Raw genomic sequence first — 16,657 nt, forward strand, 5'->3', positions numbered from 1 at the left:
GATGCAACAAAAAAACCGCCAGTCGGCGGTTAATCTTCAAAGAACCATTTCTTGCGTGGTTCCACTTTCAAGTTGTCCCCGTGCTTCTTCATCTCGGTGATGAGGTAGCGTTCGAGTTCATTCATCGCCTTGACCCAGTTCGTCATTGCCGCGACGAGCGGGACGACAGTCAAGATGAGGTCTTCTTCTTCATCGCGCATTTTCTCAATCATCAATTTTGCGAAATCGAAGTTCTCGTGGATCAGATCCTCTTCACGGTCGATGATATGCTCGTTCTCTAATTCGTAAGCCGAAAAGAGGCGCTCATGCCGGCGTAACAAATGCCGCATATGACGCAACAACTCTTCTTCAAGTTGCGGCGGCAGATGTTCGACCGTCAAATAATCGTCATGCAACTTGTCGAGCACGTGGATAGCGGCACTGTTCGTGTCGATCATCTTCGACTTCAAGACGGCCCGACGGTAGATGGGTGTCTTCTTTTCGAGCCAGCGGTTGGCTTTGATCTCTTCTTCGAAATAATCATACGTGGTCTTTGAGGCGCGATGTTTCTTCTTCGTCTCATCGAGCGATTCGAACGATGAACGGCCGCCTTCTGTTTCCGAAAATAGGCGGGCGATGCGGACGGCCATCTGGAAGACGGTCGTGATGTCTTCTTCGAGCTTCCGTTCATAGCGTGGCGGGAACAAGAGCGCGTTGACGAGCAGCGCGACGGTGATCCCCATCATGATGAGCAAATAACGTTCGCCGGCGAACATCCAGACGGGCATGTCCGACTGACTCGCCCCTTCCATGATCAGGATTGTCGTCAAGATGACGGTTCGGGTCGTCGACTCGAGGTTCAAGAAGAGAAGGATTGAGATGGCGATGATGATGACGACCCCAATGGCGATCGGCGTCGGGTTCGGCGTCAACATCAATGAGAAGACAGCGAGCAAAGCCCCAATCAAGTTCCCTTTCAACTCTTCTAAAAGTCGGACACCGGTCTGATACACTGAAGGCAGTAAGGCGAGCGAGGCCGCGAGTGCCGGGACGACGATTTGTTCAAATTGAAATGCTTCGGCAATAAGTAACACCAGGGCGACAGAAATCCCGGTTTTGATCGTTCTAGCTCCAAATCTCATGCGTTCTCGACACCAGAGTGTCTTCCCCCTTTGTACACTTCATGCAATTTTTTTAGCCGTCTTCGGCGTGTGTGAAACATTTGGCCTTCGAACCGGTCGAAGTCAGGACATTTTGCCCGATTCGAGAGCGCTTCCGTGGTATGATGGCGTTGGATATTTTCTTTAATCTTGATGGGGAGGGGTTTACTTGTCAACCATTGCTTTATTTGGAGGGAGCGGCCGCACGGGGATGCGGTTGCTCGAACGTTTATTAGAAGACGGACACGACGTCCGACTCTTGTCACGTCGAGAGGTCGAACCGAGTGAACGACTCACGGTCATCATCGGAGACGCGACTGATGGAGAGGCTATCGCGGAAACATTGAAATCAGCCGACGTCGTCATGTCGGCGCTCGGTACGGATAAGCAGAACGTCTTGTCCCGCTTTACCCCGCTCGTCATCTCGGCGATGCAAACAGCTGGGATCACGCGCATCTTGACGGTCGGGACGGCCGGAATTTTGCAGGCACATGATTCTGATCACTATCGTTTTGAAACCCGCGAGTCGAAACGTTCGATGACGACCGCGGCCGAAGACCACGCGCGGGCGTATGAACTGCTCGACGCATCGACGCTCGACTATACAATCGTCTGCCCGACCCAATTGATTGAAGACGCGTCCGTCGGGAAGATCGTCATCACAGCTGACGTGCTCGGGACGCAGAACTCGGGACCAATCTCGCGTGACGATGTGGCGGAGCTCGTCATTCAAGCCTGGGAAAACAACTCATATCGTAGACACCGCGTCGGCATCACGACGGAATCATAAGTAGGGGATGGGGATTTATGAACGAACAACGCATGCGCCTCGCGCAATTGACCGACGTATTTGACACGCAAGCTGAGACAGAGTCGGCCCGTCTTGCCAAGACCGCGCTCCGGAAAGTGACGCGGGACGAGATTTGGATCGCAGTCTGTGGTCATTTTTCGGCCGGGAAGTCGACGCTGCTCAACAATTGGCTCGGGGACGGTGTGTTACCGACGAGCCCGATTCCGACGAGTGCGAATATCGTGACGCTTCGACAGGGGGATGTCGGGGCATCCGTCGCCATTAACGACACCGATTGGATTCGACTTGAGACGGATGAACTAGACCGTTTAGGAGACTACTGTAAGATTGAAGAAATTAAAGAAGTCGAATACGCCCTGCCCCGCTTCCCGTTCGGAAGCGACGTCGTCCTCATGGACACACCCGGGATTGACTCGACCGATGAGCGACACCGTCAAGCGACGGAACGCTCGCTCTTCCTCGCCGACCATCTGTTCTTCATGATGGATTACAATCACGTCCAGTCCGAACAGAACATCAAACTGATGAAACAGTTCAGCGCTGAAGGACGTCCCTACTCGATTATCATCAACCAAATCGATAAGCACGATGAAGGAGAGCTTCCATTCAGCACGTTTAAACGCTCGCTCGAGACCGCCTTCACCCGTCATGCCATTAATCCGGACGATATATTCTATATCTCGCTCCGTGAGCTCGATCACCCTGAGAACGAGGCCGAACGACTCCGGACGTATGTCCAAACCGTCATCGACGGCGCACGGGAACACGCAGAAGCGCGCGCCGACTTGCTCGTCGACACGTTGCTCGCCCGGTCCACTCGTGCGAACGATGCGCTCCTGAACGAATTGCCGGTCGTCGAGAAGCAGCCGACGGAGATTCAAGCCCGCCTGCAACGCCTCGACAAAAAAGCGATATGGCTCACATCATTCCGCCGCGAGTTCTTCAAACACCAAACGCCGATCGTCGCGAGCGCGCCGATCATGAACTACGAGTTCCGTGAACTGTTGCGGAACTATCTCGAGAGTTGTGCGCCGGAGTTCAAAGTCGGCCTGTTCTTCTCAAAAGAGAAGACGCGCCAGGAACGCCTGCGTCGTGAAGACATTGCCGTCAAGGAGTTCAACCGATTGATCGATACGAACCTTCGCCCCCATTTGATCAAGTACGCCGAAGACATCATCCGCGATTTGAAACTGCCCGAGGCGATTTTGTCCCGTCCGGATACGTTACCGACTGCACCGAGCACGCTCATCAGTGACCAAGTGAAGTCCGGCGCATCGCTCAGCGGTGACACGGTGCTTCAATTCAGCCGCGACATCGAGTCGGCTCTCGCCTCTTGGGTGACGAAAGTGTCCGAACCGTGGGTCACGTCGGTCGAGGCGTATCTCGAAGCCGAAGGCAAAAACCGAATCCATGCCATCGAGACTGAGCAAGATGAGTTGTATGACATGCTCGACACGTTGGCGCTACAACGTCAGCTGGGCGAACAACGAGACGAACTCACCAATTACACGACACGTGACCTCTCTGCTTCGCGTTTGACGGACCTTGAGACCCGTCACTACGTCACGGCCGACCAATTGCCGCAGAAACAAGTCGAACATCAGCAACAAGAAGTTGCTTCAACCTCGCTTTTGGTGGATGATATTACTGCTTTATCTTTTGATTTTTCATATGAATATACGGTATGTGAAATATTAGATAAGCATCCGTTATTCAAGTCACGCGTCAAGTCGCTCCGTCATAAATTGGCCCGGGCCGAATCCGAGACGTATACGCTCGCCATCTTTGGGGCGTTCTCGTCCGGCAAGTCGTCGACATTGAACGCGTTGCTCGGTGAGACGGTGCTCCCGACGTCACCGAACCCACTGACGGCGTCGATCACGAAAATCGTGCCGCCGAACGGCCGCGCCAACAAGAGCGCGTTGATCACGTTCAAGACACGTGCTGAGCTCGAGGCGGAGCTGAACGGTTACGGGGCGTCACTCGACGCACTCCATCTCGATCACCCGTTCGTCAACGCCGTCAAGAACGCTCCCCTGTCCTATCTCGGTAGCCAGGAGATGGTCGACTATGACACGTTCTGCTCGTTCGTCACAGAAGAAGAGAAGAGCTGTATCGTCAAAGAAATCGAGCTCGCCATCGACTCCCCTTGGGCCGACCGTGGCATCATCTTCGTCGACACGCCGGGTGCCGACTCGCAGTTCAACCGTCATAGCGAGGTGCAGTTCGGCTATATGCGTGACGCCGATGCCGTCCTGTTCGTGACGTATTACAATCACGCCTTCACCGAGGCCGACCGTGAACTCGTCATCCAGCTCGGACGCGTACAAGGGACAGGTGACCATCACATGTTCTTTCTCGTCAACGCGGCTGACTTGGCGGCGGATGAAGCGGAACGGCTCGCCGTCACCAATTATGTATCAAACCAATTGACGAAGCTCGGCGTCCGTCATCCGACGGTGCTGCCGATCTCGAGCCGAAACGCCATCCAGGGAACGGACGCCGGGTTCGATCGATTCTCGGCCAAGCTCGAGCAATTCGTCGACCACGATTTGCGTCAGGCGAACGCGGTCCGCATCAAAGATGAGGCAGAAGCCCTCGTCGCCGCGTTCGAGGACGTCGTCCGCGAGGCCGAAGCGGATGCGAGCGTCAAGGCGGCCCGTCGTGACAAGCTCGAACAGTTGCGCACGTCTGACAATCGTCTCAACGTCACGACGCTCGAAGACCCGTTCCAGCGCGAGACGGACGAGTTGCTTGCCCACCTCGAGACCCGCTCGCTCCTCCGGCTGTCGGACTTCGTCAAGGAGACGTTCCATCCGGTCGAAGTGGATGGGTCGAAAGCGAGCCTGGAGCGCGCCCTCACCCGCACGCTCGACAAGTATGCGTATGACATCCATCAGGAGCTGCAAGTGTTCCAATATCGGCTCGAGCGCTTCTTGAAACGGGAGACGGAACGCTTGATCGAGCGCGAGACGCTCAAACTGCGCCCGCTCTTGCCGACGTTATCATACGAGGAAGACATCGACATCGATTGGCTCCGCGACGCCGTCGATCCGGTCACGTTCGAGGCGGCCCCGTTCCGTCCCGTCTTGAAGCACTATAAGAACGCGAACCAGTTCTTCGAAGGCGACGGCCGGACGAAGTTGCGCGATGACTTGAGCGCCCTGTTGAAGACGGCGGTGCGTGAACAGCTGGCGCGCGTCGGAACACATCAAGTCGAGCGGACAGCGATGCATCTCCTCGCACTCGAGACGACGCTCAGCCAGGACTGGGACCGTGAAGTGAACGATCTCGTCGCCGGTGAATTGAGCGTGCTCTCGGACGGTCAATCGTTCCAAGACATGACACAGCGCCTCGATGCGCTCAGAAAGGACTGAACGCATGGGTTCCTTGTTGCTCGTCGGATTGATTCCGGCCGTCATCATGACGGTCGCACTCGGCCTGTTTATCCGCCACCTGTATCTGAATAGAGAGTAGACTTTGAAGGATGGGACCGAGACCGGCCCATCCTTTTTTTATGACGGCATAAACGGCTTTCAAACCATTTCTGGACGGTCCCATAGCTTTTCAACGCTCACTAGTTCATGTTTGTTAAACGTCACTTTATAAACGTCCGGCATATCGAGTTCTTTCCAGAACGCATAGCCATACTGTTCATCAAAATAATTGAGGATCAGCACCATGATATTCCCATGCGTACCGATTGTGATTCGCTTTCCTTCGTATTGGTCGAGCAGTGACAGGATCGCACGGACTCCGCGCTGTCGAGAAACCACGTTCGATTCGCCCCCTTCCCATGCAAAAGTAGGATCTTCCCACACTCTCGTCATCGCCAGGGTAAAATTCTCGGCCGGCTCTGTCGTCAATGTCCGCTCTCTCAAGTCATCGATGAGCAGAACTTCTGTCCCAATCTGGTCAGCAATCCCTTGGACGGTTTGAATCGCTCGTCTATATGGACTCGAAACGACGAGATCAATCTTTTCTTCACTCAAGGTGTTTGTGATGTTACGGACGTCTCCCTCTCCCTTTTCAGATAAAGGTCTCGTCCACTCATCGGCTGTATATGTAGAGTGTGCATGTCTTACGAAATACAAGGTCGTCATGTCATCGTCTCCCGTTCTAGGTATGTCATCAACTATCATTCTACTGAAACTTATTGTAAAATTATCCAGCATGCCTTCATGATAATCCTCAAAAAGAGGATTTCGCTTACACGTTTTCTCGATGAAGACGAACATCGAGATTCGAACGATGAACATATATCTTAGGAGTTCATGATGTTAGCCACAAAAAATATAGGTTGATGGGAGAGGCAAACATGAGAAGCAGAATTCACATACTCGGCGCTTCGGGCTCCGGCACGTCAACACTTGGCGACGCGTTGGCGAACGTGTTGCCGCATACATATCTCGATACGGATGAGTATTTTTGGACCACCAAGTTCACCGAACCGAGACCCGTCCCTGAACGACGCGAGATGCTCAAAGAAGAGTTGCTCCAATCTGAACAGTGGATTCTGTCAGGGTCGCTTGTCGGTTGGGGCGACTGCTTCATGCCCTATTTTGATTTGGTTATCTTTTTATGGATTCCGCCCGACGTTCGATTGGCCAGATTACAACAACGGGAACGCGAGCGCTATGGAGCAGAGTCACTCGTCGGTGGCAGCCTGTACGAGCAATCACAAGCCTTTCTAAATTGGGCTGCTCTCTACGACCATGCCGGGACGGAAGTCAGAAGCAAGACGTTGCATGAACAATGGCTGGCTGAACTGTCTTGTCCCATCCTAAGAATCGAAGGTGACTACTCGACCGAGGAACGGATCGCAATAGTTACGAATTTTCTAAAAGAAGATTTCAGTCATGATAAATGAGCCCCGAGCACAAAATGCTCGAGGCTCTTTGTTATACGTCAGCCGGGTACCGCACGTCGATACGCTGCCGAATATCGGTCATGACGTCCGCGAGTGTGAGCATGTTGGCAAACGAATGAACCTCGGTCTCCCGCTCCCCTGCCTCAATCATGTTCACGAACGTCTGAATCTCATACGTCATATGGCTCGCCTGTTTTGAGCCGAGTTCGACGGTCGTCCCGTCGCGGCCAACGAACGTCAAGCGGTCAAGCGAACCGATATCGTCAATCACGATGCGCCCCGCTTCCCCGATGATCTCGGACGGGGAATCCGTACCGTGAATCTTCGAGTGGAGCACGATGATGTCCATGCCGTCATACGACAAGATGGCCGAACCACTTCCGTCGACGCCTGACTCGAGCTTGACGGCGTTGGCATGTAAGCCTTTCGGTCGGCCGAACAGCTTCAAGGCCGGACCGAGGCAATAAACACCGAGATCCATCAGTGAACCGTTCGAGAAGGTGGGATTGAACGTGTTCGGGTTGTCCCCGCGTTTATACAAGTCGTAGCGGGACGAGTATTGTGACTTGTTCAAGATGACACGCCGGACCGGTCCGACGCGATGGAGTTCTTGACGCAACACATCGAAGTTCGGCATGAATAGGTTGCGGAGCGCTTCGAGCAAGACGACGTCATGTTCATGCGCCGTCTCAAGCATCTGTCTGACTTCCTCAACGTTCGAGGCGAACGGTTTCTCACAGAGGACGTGCTTGCCGTGACGCATAAAGAGCAGACTCTGCTCGGCGTGGAGCGAGTTCGGACTCGCGATATAGACCGCATCAATCAACTCACTGGACGCCATCTGCTCAAGCGAGGTAAACGTGTTTGGAATATCAAATTCTTCAGCGAACGTTTTCGCGCGCTCGTCCGTACGAGAATAGACGGCGGACACGGATGCGCCTTCGACTTCATGAGTCGCTTCAATAAAAGAACGGGTGATAAAGTTTGTGCCGATGATACCGAATCGAATCATAGGTTAATCCCTCTTTTCTTTAGGTTGTGATGGCTTTGCTAAGCATGATTTCGTCATGGAGCGGGATACCGTGCTCCCCGATGACGGGGATCGACGGTTTCTGAATCCGGGCCGCATCGACTGCGTCCGGGATGATGCGTGCGAGACGCCAGCCCCGCTTTTGATAGAAAGCAATCGCTCGTAAGTTGTCATTTGTCGTGATGAGCGACAGCCGTTCGAGCTGATGCTGCTTGGCCACTCGCTCCACTGCATCGAGGAGCGCCGAGCCGATGCCACGCTTCTCCTGCAGGCTGTCGAGCGAGATGATTTCAATCTCGTCTTCCCGAGTGACATACGTGGTGAGGCCGATAATGACGTTCCCTTCCGACCAGACGAACCCGTCAAGCGTGGCGCAATCATACGTCCCGGTCGAGATGACCATCTCGGGTGAGCCCCAGGCGTCAATGAAGAACGAACGGACCGCGTCACGCGTCGAAGAAGTAATCGGTTCAATCATCGCCGTATCACTCCGCCTCTCGGACAGGTGACGGTTTTGGTTTACTCGCCTCAGCATAAATCCGGAACTGTTTGAACTGTTCATCGTATATCAGCCGAATCGCCCAACGGAACGCCTTCACGTAAAGGGCATAGAGCCATGAGGACGGGACGAGCGAGATACGAATCGTCACGTCCGTCCCGTCTGCTGTCTCGCTCAACGTATATGTCGCAATCGATACCCCTTGATTCGTCACCGCCTGTACCTCGCATGTGTGAGGACGATTGACATAGGTCAACTCAGACTCGACCCGAATTTCTTTCTTCTCGAACTGTTGGACCGAGATGAACCGTTTTCCCGTCACGAGTGAGGCGTTACCATCCTCATAAATGTTCTCAATCAAATGGTCGTTCCATTTGACGATATGTTCGTCTTCTGCGAGACAACCGAAGACGTGGTCAATCGGTGCGTTGATTGCCATCGTATATGTAGCTACTTCAATTGGTTGTTTCATAGGTCCTCCTTTAATTGTGATGAAATGATTTCTATTTCATTTGTCATCTTTTTCGTGAACTACTCACCACTTATTTCCTTCGCAACCTGAAGTGGGAGCTTCTTGGGAAGACCGTGCTTTGACCATCCACGGTTATGGGCCAAGCTCTTCGGGCAGTCCCTGCTCTCGGGTGTTTCGATCGGCGAGGCGCAACAGGTTGAGGCTCGCGTTGACGTCTCGGTCGTGGTGCGCACCGCACGCGGCACACGTCCACTCGCGGACGTTCAGGCTCTTCTTACCGCCGTTCTCGCCGCAGGCCGAACAGACTTGGGTCGAGGCGAACCACGGGTCGGCCTTGATGAGCGTCCGCTCATAGAAGCTCGCCTTATATTCCAGTTGGCGGACGAACTCGCCCCATCCGGCGTCCCCGATCGATTTCGCCAGGCGGCGGTCCCGCATCATCTCCCTCGGTTTCAGCGTCTCGACCACGACGACTTGGTTCTCGTCGACGATGTGTCGCTACAGCTTGTGGAGCCGGTATTGGTAGCCCTTCAGCATGTCCGTCCCTCCTTTGCCCGGTGTCAGGATGATTCTCGTCCCATTCCGATACCCGAGGAGGAGGCGAGGAAATCTGACGGGATTGCGAACTTTTGTTCGTTATATTTTTCACAGGGACATTCAAAAGGTTCGCAAGCAGGCGGTTCATCTCCCACCTACGCTGTGCCGTGCCCTGAGACGCTTAGAGGTGGGAGAATTTTCGCCTAATTCAGTTAAAAAACGTCTAGATTGAAGAACGTCTGCTCAACATCACCCACTCGACTCGAGCAAGGCTTGACGTTCCTATAAATACGGCCGGAACTTCAGAGTCACGATACATATTGGACTCGGTTGCAAGTCCGTTCATCCACATTTGAATCGATGCTTCGGGTAATGTCAGTGTGATCATCGTTTTCTCAACCTGAAGCGAAGATAGGTCACCACGTTGTACCGTCAGACGCGTTTGAATCTGAGAGGCACCTGAACCATGTGTCTTGTACATGACATCGAACGATTCGATTGAACCATCTAGACACTGACTCAACTGACGATGTATCACGAGACGTTTCGATGCGGGATAAAATAAGTAAACGACGGCTTGCGAATGCCGGACGAATTCTAGCAAGTTGTGCTCTCCTCTCATGCGTCGCTTTCCATGATGCGTGCCAGTTCTTCAGTCCGTCCGTGGGTGATCCCGTCTCGCTGCTCAACGGCAAGCGGATGATCGGTTGGCTCCAATTCGATGAACGATTGCATCCCCACTTCTCGGATATGACCGTTCGTCTTCAAGTTGAGCGTGTCTGGACTAATGGGGTCCCGAGTTCATAGTGGCAGACCGAACATGAACAATTGTCGAGATGATCGCGTTTTTTTGGAAAAGGGATTCATCATATTTGTTGCTCTCTTTCTCGATTACAACATATACATACGGTAAGTGAAATAAAATTATTCAAAATACTCTAGAATGGTTTCTGAGTCATATTCCAATCCAACCAGTTCGCTCGACCAATCGAGGCCACACAACAGCTCATCATCCGACATGTTCGGCAACCAGCGTTCGAGGAACAAGTCAAAAGGCAACTCAATCACATGATAGTTGCCCCATTCGTCAGCCCGGCAAGCGAGCGCAAGCTCTTGGGTCGAAAAGAACAACAAGACGTCTGTCTCTTCCACGTGCGATGGTGCGTACGCCCACCCCTCGTCTTGTTCCGCTGATAAACCAAAGACGACACCGCTTGCCTCGACTCGTTCGCAAAACGTCTCGAGCACGTCGCTTTCCGCCTGCGTCACTTCGACGAACGCCTCAAACGAATGCGCCGCCACCTCGAGTTCATCCATCTCGTGCCACCAGACGTAAATCGTCTCCCGGTCGTCTTTTAGAAAACCGAGCTCATCACCAGATCCATTCGTCGCAAGCGTCACGAACCCTTGCGGCAAATTCTCTTGCTTCAATTCGTTGGCTCGAATGACATCATCCCACGTCTTATTGAAAAACCGCTCGTCCTTGATCGGATAAAAGAACCAATCTCCAAGTTCGAACTTGTTCCCATGACCCCATGCGTCACGCAAGCCGTCCGGGAAGCGTGCCCCCACTTGTTGCTCCACCTGTTCAATCGCTTCAATCGTGAACCCTGGAAGGTTCGTCTCCAGTATCATCTCATCGCCCTCTTTCTAACATCAATAACATGAGTATACTGAATTTACAAAAAAGAGGGAATTGATTCCGACAAGTTGATGCCGTGATTAGCACAATTCTATCGATCAAACGGTTGAGGACGTAAAAAAGGACCTATTCAACAGGTCCTTTATCACGAGAAATTATCCGGTTGTGCGCAGTAGCTTCTTCAACGATACGACGACGCACCAAAGGAATAGCGTGACTAACGCAGCTTCACATGCGCTTACGCCAAGGATAAACAGCAATGTCCCGATATCTTCAAACTCGTCAAAACCGAACTTCTCCAATTGCCAATCATGAACGATTTGATAATAGGTAATTAGTAGAAACGGTATCGGAAAAACTCGCCAATAAAACGTCTTAATCTGCTTTGGCAAATGGAACTCCATTTGCAACGCCCCCTTACATCAATCAGCACCATGACATGGTTGACTGTAAAATGTTCATCACCTGTCGACAATCTGAACGCCGCTCACTTCATAATCACCGATTTGAATGAAGTGGAACGGTTCGCCCTCCCCTAATCCTCTAGCAGTTCCCAAAAACTCAGTTACAACGTCAGGGCGCTTACGCGCACCGAACGGCCACTTGTACAACCATCCATTTTTCACAAAATAGCCGACCTGTCCTTGAATCGTCAGTGCCGAGCTGTCGTGAAGAAGCTTCGGCGTCTTATACGTGTTGAGTCGACCGTTCAGATCGATTTGAATCAAGTCATACCAAATCGACGGACAGAGCCAGACCCCGGTTCGATCCGCTTGCAACAATTCGCAGTCGACAATGGTCGGCGGACGCACAACATCGGACTGATAGCGTTGTAACACTTCACCTGTCCTCGAGAAACAGACGAGTGCCTCGCTGGATATCCCTTCCCCGAACACCCCTTCATCGGCATAGCCAATCCAAATCCCCGTGTCGTTGACGGCGACCGCTCCGATGGCGTTGCCCGCATGGAACGAATGAAGGATCGACCCTCGCTCATCGATGACCCAAGCGTTGATGGCAGTCCCTTCCATCGTCACATCGACGACGAGAAACGTTTTTGAATCAAGGAGGCGAATGAATGGCGAACTCAAATGAAGCTGCAGTCTTAGTTTCCGCTCGTTCCAATGGACGATGGGACAATTCTCATCCAAAATAACAATTCGGTCATCACCTAAAACATCAGCATCAATGATTCGCAAATTTTTCGTTTCATATAACGTCTCAACACGTAGTTCCATCTGGATTCACCTCTCCTCGTTCGAGTCGATTTATCGCGTTTTTCGTTTTAGCAGTAAGCGGTCGAGCCCTGTACCGATCACCGCCCAAAATAGGATGGTCACCCCATATTTGACCCACATCGGGATATTCGAGGGATGCGTGAACATCTCGACGAACCAATTCGTCTCCATGATCCAAAACGGTGGACTTGTTAGAAAGAAGAGGAGCGATTTGTCGTCTGCGCCGCTCCAGTTATAGAGACAAATCAGCATCGCAACACATGTGAGCCAAAACGTAAATGATTTGATTCGAGCCATCGCCATATCCCCTGTCGTGTTTCGTATATTTAGCCAGATTCTACTGTATCCGTTCAGTGCTGAAAGCGGTTCTCATACTGCTCGAGCGTCTTACGGAAACGGGCAACCTGCTCAGGCGTCACCGGATCCGTCATCCCATAGCGCTCGTCCAAATATGGCTTGAAATCGGTGTCTGCCAATCCGATACGGCGCGCCCATTCCGATAACGTCTCCGACGGAACCCATTTCTTCGTCGGCGGCAACGTCTGATGGAAGGCGATCAGGGTGTCTCGAATCACCACACCGGTCCAAGCCGGCTCTTCGATACTCGACATCGAATGCGGGACTGAGTGACGGGAGAACGTACGTGGCTTGAGCGAAGATGATTCGTCAGCTCGTTTGCGGTGCTGAAAACGACTGGTAGCGGCAAATACCAGTCCGCCAAGCAATATAAAAGCTAATAACACCAACCAATAGAAGAAGCCATCGCCTCGTACGATGATGGTCGTCACCGAATCAAACGTATAATCCAAATCGTCCAATTTCAGATGAGACTGTTCATCTTCTTTCGGATTCCTCATCTCACCTTCGAACATTTCGTTCGAATACTCAGCCGCTTCGGGTGTCGGTCTCAATTTCAAGCCCGACGTCGGAGGTCGATACCACCATTCGATCAAGAAGCTGATGAGCCGAAGTCCGACGAAGACTGCTCACACCGTCAGCATAGCCGTCCATCCAAACCGAATCATACAACGCATCTCATCGCCTCCTCGATTCTAAAATCGTTTCATCAGTCATCAATTTGAAACGGATGAATCGACCTCCCGATTCTCGATGCCATATCGAAAATCATATACTTCCGTCATCTTCTTTAGTTTGATGTCATTTATATAAATGTGTGCGTCGTCCCAATCGACCTTAACCGTCTCGCACGGATACTCCCAAAAGATTCGAGCCCGTTCTCCTGTTTCTTTCTCCTCCATCACCCCGAGCATGGCAAATCCAGTCGTCGCGCCTCCGCTCGTTCGATAAAATTCGACTGTGAGAGCGCCGTCTGGAGAGACTTCTTCATAGACGAGGTCTCCGACAGGGACGCCGTCAATCGTATCAGCCGCAGTTAAGAAATCATAGATGGCGTAGGTACATCCAATCAACAGAAGAATAATCCCTACAGTGGCCACCATCAGAATCAGTTTATGGCTTATTTGATACCTTTTCATATCAATCCGTCCTTCCACTCTCGTATCATATATAGCATTGATGTGTGTTGTGTTATCCCAAACGAGTGGGAAGACACCAATGAGATGATGTTAGCGCTCTGATCGTCTTTGCTCAAGCTGATCAGCGTGGACAACCCAACGACCATCATGTGTTGGATAGATGCGGTACCGAAAACGATCACCGAACCATCCGATGATATCCACTGTATACATCGTCTCCCAGTGAAGCCGGTACAACTGACGAGACAAGCGATAAGATGTGGGGAACGAGGTGACAAATTCATATGGGTCGAGACGAATGACCGGCTCACGCTGAATGAACTTGCGTTTCTCGCGTACATCAAACAACTCCAAAATCAGTTCTGCATCACCCGAGTGAATTTGCACCTTCAGTGTCGCCCGAACCGATCTGGGTTTATTCACTTCTGACATCAGCTGAGAAGTGAACACATATTCATGCGCTTCGACGTGATCACGTAGCGTCCGGATGATGTCATCGGTAAAAACCATAACATCATAAGACTGAAGGGCCCATTCTATCTCAGTCAATACAGCCGGCAAGAGTGACAGGTTGTCGTTCAACGTTGTGATGTAGACTGGATATGCGCCGAACGAGTGTCTAATCTCCTCAACCTGTTCACGTTGTGCTACATCACAACATAGGATGGTGATGTTCGACGCTTTAGGGAGCTTTAGCTTCAATTGATGCATCTTCTGATGGTACAGCCAAAGCAGCGAATCAACGCCGCCCACATCATAAATCTGCCACGCATCATCTTCTTCAACCACTCGCTGAACCTCAATCCTCATGTTGACGCATCCTTTTCCGCAATTGCTCGATCCAATCATCTAAGTCTTGTTCCCTATGTAAATAGTGCCCTTCGTTGTCTAGAAGATCGATTCCACTCAACAAGATCAGTCCATCTAGCGCCGTTCGTTCAATCATCTCGTCCTCCGATTGATTGAGCACATGTCCAGCCCAATCGGAGACGTTTTCTCGAGTGACCACACCCGCCTTCACATACAACATCCATTCGATCATCTCTTCTGACTTAGGAACATTACGCTTTCTAGGAAGCTCTTCCTTAGACAGCTCCCTATGATTCAAACGTTGCGTCAAAAGCAAAAGTCGCTCTGCCGTCGGGGGCCAGTTCAAAATCGTTTCGAGCGGTGTGCGAATCACGTCAACCAGGTTATATTCGTCGTCACACGAAAAGACTTCCCCATTGCCCAAGTCAATAGCTAGCCAACTCCCTTCGTTGTCGTAACCAATGCGAATGTAACGTACGTCAATGTCTTGTAACGTACGAAGTTGTGTAGCGTCGGCCCTCGCCAACAACATTGCTTGTTTTGAAGCACCGTCTGTCGTGAACAGCTGACGTTCCACTTCCTCGTCACCCAGAGACGAGAAGATGACTTCCTGCTCAATCAATGGCCCGCCCACCTGATCGTAACCAACCCTCGAAGGAAATCGACAACGTCTCTTCCACTTCAAACGTCTCATGGCTGACGATGACGACGTGATTCGTCTTGATATCCACGCAGACCGGGTCGCCTAAAAAATCTTCATACCCGATGACATATATCCCGTCCGGCCATGGCTCTTCGTCGTCTTCAAACTCCTCCTGTACTTCCTCGAAACGCTCGCGCTCGTTGATGAATGCGTTTCGAGGCAATCCTTCCACATCCTCGAGTTTGATTTCGACCTCGTCCGCCGGCAATAGTGCTTTCAAATCCTCTTTTGTCATTGTTGTCCCACCTTCCTATTTTTAGGCTGACTTCACCCATTCATCTTGACATATTATGACCTTGGTGTAAAATTACACTTGTAAGTAAATGTAAATATAACCCTCATTAAGAAAGGGGTGTCCTGATGGGCAATCCAAAGAAATGCCTCATCGTCTTGTCATCGGTCTATATACTCGCGTTCATCGTGAACCTGATTCCATCTATCATGTTTCCCGATGCGACGATTCAACCAATTCATGCGGTCGCCTCCGGCTTACTGCTCGCTTGCATGTTCGGGACGTGTTTATTACGGAATCGTGTCGCCAAACTATTAATTATGGCTATTCTGTTCGCAAGTGTGACCGTTTTTTCACTCATCAGCTTCGAGACATACATGTATGACATCGTATTATTAGATGCCTTATTTTCGATTCAATATCCGCTCTATATCCTGTTCGTGACACCGCTGTTCGGGCTGAACTTCTTTCTAAACGTAAATCCGGAATACGTCTCCTTGCTCGTCTTTTTCATCGCGATTTTGTTGCTCGTCATCCATGAGGTCGCGGTGACACGATTCAGTAACGTCGACTAAGCTTTTAAACTTTATGAGGAGGACTTATATGCACTTCTATATCGGCTACCGCTTCTCGAACATCGAACAGGTCAGAGCCCTACACAATCACCTAATCAACGACGGCCACACCCATACATACGACTGGACGACGAACGATCGCGCCACGTCACTTGAGGACTTGCGAGCCATCGGCACGAGCGAGTTGGAGGCCATCACGGCGTCAGACTTCGTCGTCATCTTACTGCCGGCCGGCAACAGCAGCCATGTCGAGCTCGGGATCGCCCTCGGTGCAGGTGTGACGGTGTTCATACATGATGCCAAAAATCGCTTCGACGATTTTGAGACGACGAGCACGTTCTATCATCTACCCCACGTCATCCAATTGACCGGATCGCTCGAGGACGTGCCTCGGAACATCACCGCCCACTTTGCCGGTAAAACGCGTTAAGCTAATTATTCGTTTCTACACATTCGACAGCTATCTGGCTCTAACAAAAAGTATATCTCATCCTCTTTGCCCAATCTATGGAAAGGAAGCGAGCCGGATAATCAATTATATAAAATTTTGAAATCGATTGGATTTATCTGGTACATCAATCATTTTTGTGACATACTGTTCAA

Annotated in this window: 20 protein-coding genes and 2 pseudogenes; 5 read left to right on the forward strand and 17 right to left on the reverse strand. The window is 51.5% G+C overall.

The window, feature by feature from the left end; genetic code table 11:
- Positions 1-29: 29 nt before the first annotated feature.
- Entirely contained in the window at positions 30-1,121 is a 1,092-nt protein-coding gene (locus tag EVJ34_RS00570) for an FUSC family protein (protein ID WP_131434975.1), read from the reverse strand.
- A gap of 187 nt (positions 1,122-1,308) precedes the next feature.
- On the opposite strand from EVJ34_RS00570, the gene EVJ34_RS00575 reads away from it, so the two are divergent.
- Positions 1,309-1,929: an NAD(P)-dependent oxidoreductase gene (locus EVJ34_RS00575; protein ID WP_131434973.1), complete on the forward strand. Its 621-nt coding sequence runs from the start codon at positions 1,309-1,311 to the stop codon at positions 1,927-1,929.
- 17 nt (positions 1,930-1,946) lie between these two features.
- Positions 1,947-5,327, forward strand: a complete 3,381-nt coding sequence (locus EVJ34_RS00580; RefSeq protein WP_131484441.1) for a dynamin family protein — start codon at positions 1,947-1,949, stop codon at positions 5,325-5,327.
- A gap of 159 nt (positions 5,328-5,486) precedes the next feature.
- On the opposite strand, the gene EVJ34_RS00585 is transcribed toward EVJ34_RS00580, so the two are convergent.
- Entirely contained in the window at positions 5,487-6,053 is a 567-nt protein-coding gene (locus tag EVJ34_RS00585) for a histidine phosphatase family protein (protein ID WP_131484442.1), read from the reverse strand.
- 215 nt (positions 6,054-6,268) lie between these two features.
- Between EVJ34_RS00585 and EVJ34_RS00590 the strand changes: the two genes are divergently transcribed.
- Positions 6,269-6,820: an ATP-binding protein gene (locus tag EVJ34_RS00590; RefSeq protein WP_131434967.1), complete on the forward strand. Its 552-nt coding sequence runs from the start codon at positions 6,269-6,271 to the stop codon at positions 6,818-6,820.
- A 31-nt stretch (positions 6,821-6,851) separates the two neighbouring features.
- On the opposite strand, the gene EVJ34_RS00595 is transcribed toward EVJ34_RS00590, so the two are convergent.
- From EVJ34_RS00595 to EVJ34_RS00670, 15 genes and pseudogenes are all read right to left on the reverse strand, one after another.
- Positions 6,852-7,832: a Gfo/Idh/MocA family protein gene (locus EVJ34_RS00595; RefSeq protein ID WP_131434965.1), complete on the reverse strand. Its 981-nt coding sequence runs from the start codon at positions 7,830-7,832 to the stop codon at positions 6,852-6,854.
- Between the two features lie 19 nt (positions 7,833-7,851).
- A complete protein-coding gene (locus EVJ34_RS00600) occupies positions 7,852-8,328 on the reverse strand; it encodes a GNAT family N-acetyltransferase (RefSeq protein ID WP_131434963.1) in 477 nt (158 codons plus the stop codon).
- Positions 8,329-8,335: 7 nt separating this feature from the next.
- On the reverse strand, positions 8,336-8,821 hold the full coding sequence (locus tag EVJ34_RS00605) for an SRPBCC family protein (protein WP_131484443.1): 486 nt from the start codon (positions 8,819-8,821) through the stop codon (positions 8,336-8,338).
- 132 nt (positions 8,822-8,953) lie between these two features.
- A pseudogene (locus tag EVJ34_RS00610) lies at positions 8,954-9,319 on the reverse strand (RNA-guided endonuclease TnpB family protein); the annotation flags it as partial.
- 262 nt (positions 9,320-9,581) lie between these two features.
- Positions 9,582-9,962, reverse strand: coding sequence for a hypothetical protein (locus EVJ34_RS00620; RefSeq protein ID WP_131434957.1), 381 nt, complete (start codon positions 9,960-9,962; stop codon positions 9,582-9,584).
- A gap of 14 nt (positions 9,963-9,976) precedes the next feature.
- Positions 9,977-10,150, reverse strand: a pseudogene (locus EVJ34_RS00625) (DUF2199 domain-containing protein); the annotation flags it as partial.
- A gap of 132 nt (positions 10,151-10,282) precedes the next feature.
- Positions 10,283-10,993 (reverse strand): DUF2750 domain-containing protein, encoded by a 711-nt coding sequence (locus tag EVJ34_RS00630; RefSeq protein ID WP_131484445.1) that lies wholly within the window; start codon positions 10,991-10,993, stop codon positions 10,283-10,285.
- 162 nt (positions 10,994-11,155) lie between these two features.
- On the reverse strand, positions 11,156-11,404 hold the full coding sequence (locus tag EVJ34_RS00635) for a hypothetical protein (RefSeq protein ID WP_131484446.1): 249 nt from the start codon (positions 11,402-11,404) through the stop codon (positions 11,156-11,158).
- A gap of 57 nt (positions 11,405-11,461) precedes the next feature.
- Entirely contained in the window at positions 11,462-12,238 is a 777-nt protein-coding gene (locus EVJ34_RS00640) for a TetR family transcriptional regulator (protein ID WP_131484447.1), read from the reverse strand.
- A 30-nt stretch (positions 12,239-12,268) separates the two neighbouring features.
- Positions 12,269-12,535 (reverse strand): hypothetical protein, encoded by a 267-nt coding sequence (locus EVJ34_RS00645; RefSeq protein WP_131434951.1) that lies wholly within the window; start codon positions 12,533-12,535, stop codon positions 12,269-12,271.
- A gap of 53 nt (positions 12,536-12,588) precedes the next feature.
- A complete protein-coding gene (locus EVJ34_RS00650; protein WP_131484448.1) occupies positions 12,589-13,149 on the reverse strand; it encodes a DUF4129 domain-containing protein in 561 nt (186 codons plus the stop codon).
- A gap of 162 nt (positions 13,150-13,311) precedes the next feature.
- Positions 13,312-13,734 carry a DUF5412 family protein gene (locus EVJ34_RS00655; protein WP_131434947.1) on the reverse strand — a complete coding sequence of 141 codons (423 nt, stop codon included), beginning with the start codon at positions 13,732-13,734 and terminating at the stop codon, positions 13,312-13,314.
- A gap of 90 nt (positions 13,735-13,824) precedes the next feature.
- The gene (locus EVJ34_RS00660; RefSeq protein ID WP_131484449.1) at positions 13,825-14,544 is read right to left on the reverse strand and encodes a hypothetical protein; all 720 of its coding nucleotides are present in this window, start codon (positions 14,542-14,544) and stop codon (positions 13,825-13,827) included.
- Positions 14,534-15,166, reverse strand: coding sequence for a hypothetical protein (locus tag EVJ34_RS00665; protein ID WP_131434943.1), 633 nt, complete (start codon positions 15,164-15,166; stop codon positions 14,534-14,536). The genes EVJ34_RS00660 and EVJ34_RS00665 overlap by 11 nt, the downstream gene beginning before the upstream one ends.
- Positions 15,159-15,482 carry a hypothetical protein gene (locus EVJ34_RS00670; protein ID WP_131484450.1) on the reverse strand — a complete coding sequence of 108 codons (324 nt, stop codon included), beginning with the start codon at positions 15,480-15,482 and terminating at the stop codon, positions 15,159-15,161. The genes EVJ34_RS00665 and EVJ34_RS00670 overlap by 8 nt, the downstream gene beginning before the upstream one ends.
- Before the next feature lie 125 nt (positions 15,483-15,607).
- Between EVJ34_RS00670 and EVJ34_RS00675 the strand changes: the two genes are divergently transcribed.
- Together EVJ34_RS00675 and EVJ34_RS00680 are read left to right on the forward strand one after the other, a co-directional pair.
- Complete coding sequence (locus EVJ34_RS00675) at positions 15,608-16,054, forward strand: hypothetical protein (RefSeq protein ID WP_131484451.1); 447 nt, start codon at positions 15,608-15,610, stop codon at positions 16,052-16,054.
- Positions 16,055-16,082: 28 nt separating this feature from the next.
- Complete coding sequence (locus EVJ34_RS00680) at positions 16,083-16,484, forward strand: group-specific protein (protein ID WP_131484452.1); 402 nt, start codon at positions 16,083-16,085, stop codon at positions 16,482-16,484.
- Positions 16,485-16,657: the final 173 nt, after the last annotated feature.

The sequence above is a fragment of the Exiguobacterium sp. SL-9 genome (assembly GCF_004336985.1).
Taxonomy (GTDB): domain Bacteria; phylum Bacillota; class Bacilli; order Exiguobacteriales; family Exiguobacteriaceae; genus Exiguobacterium.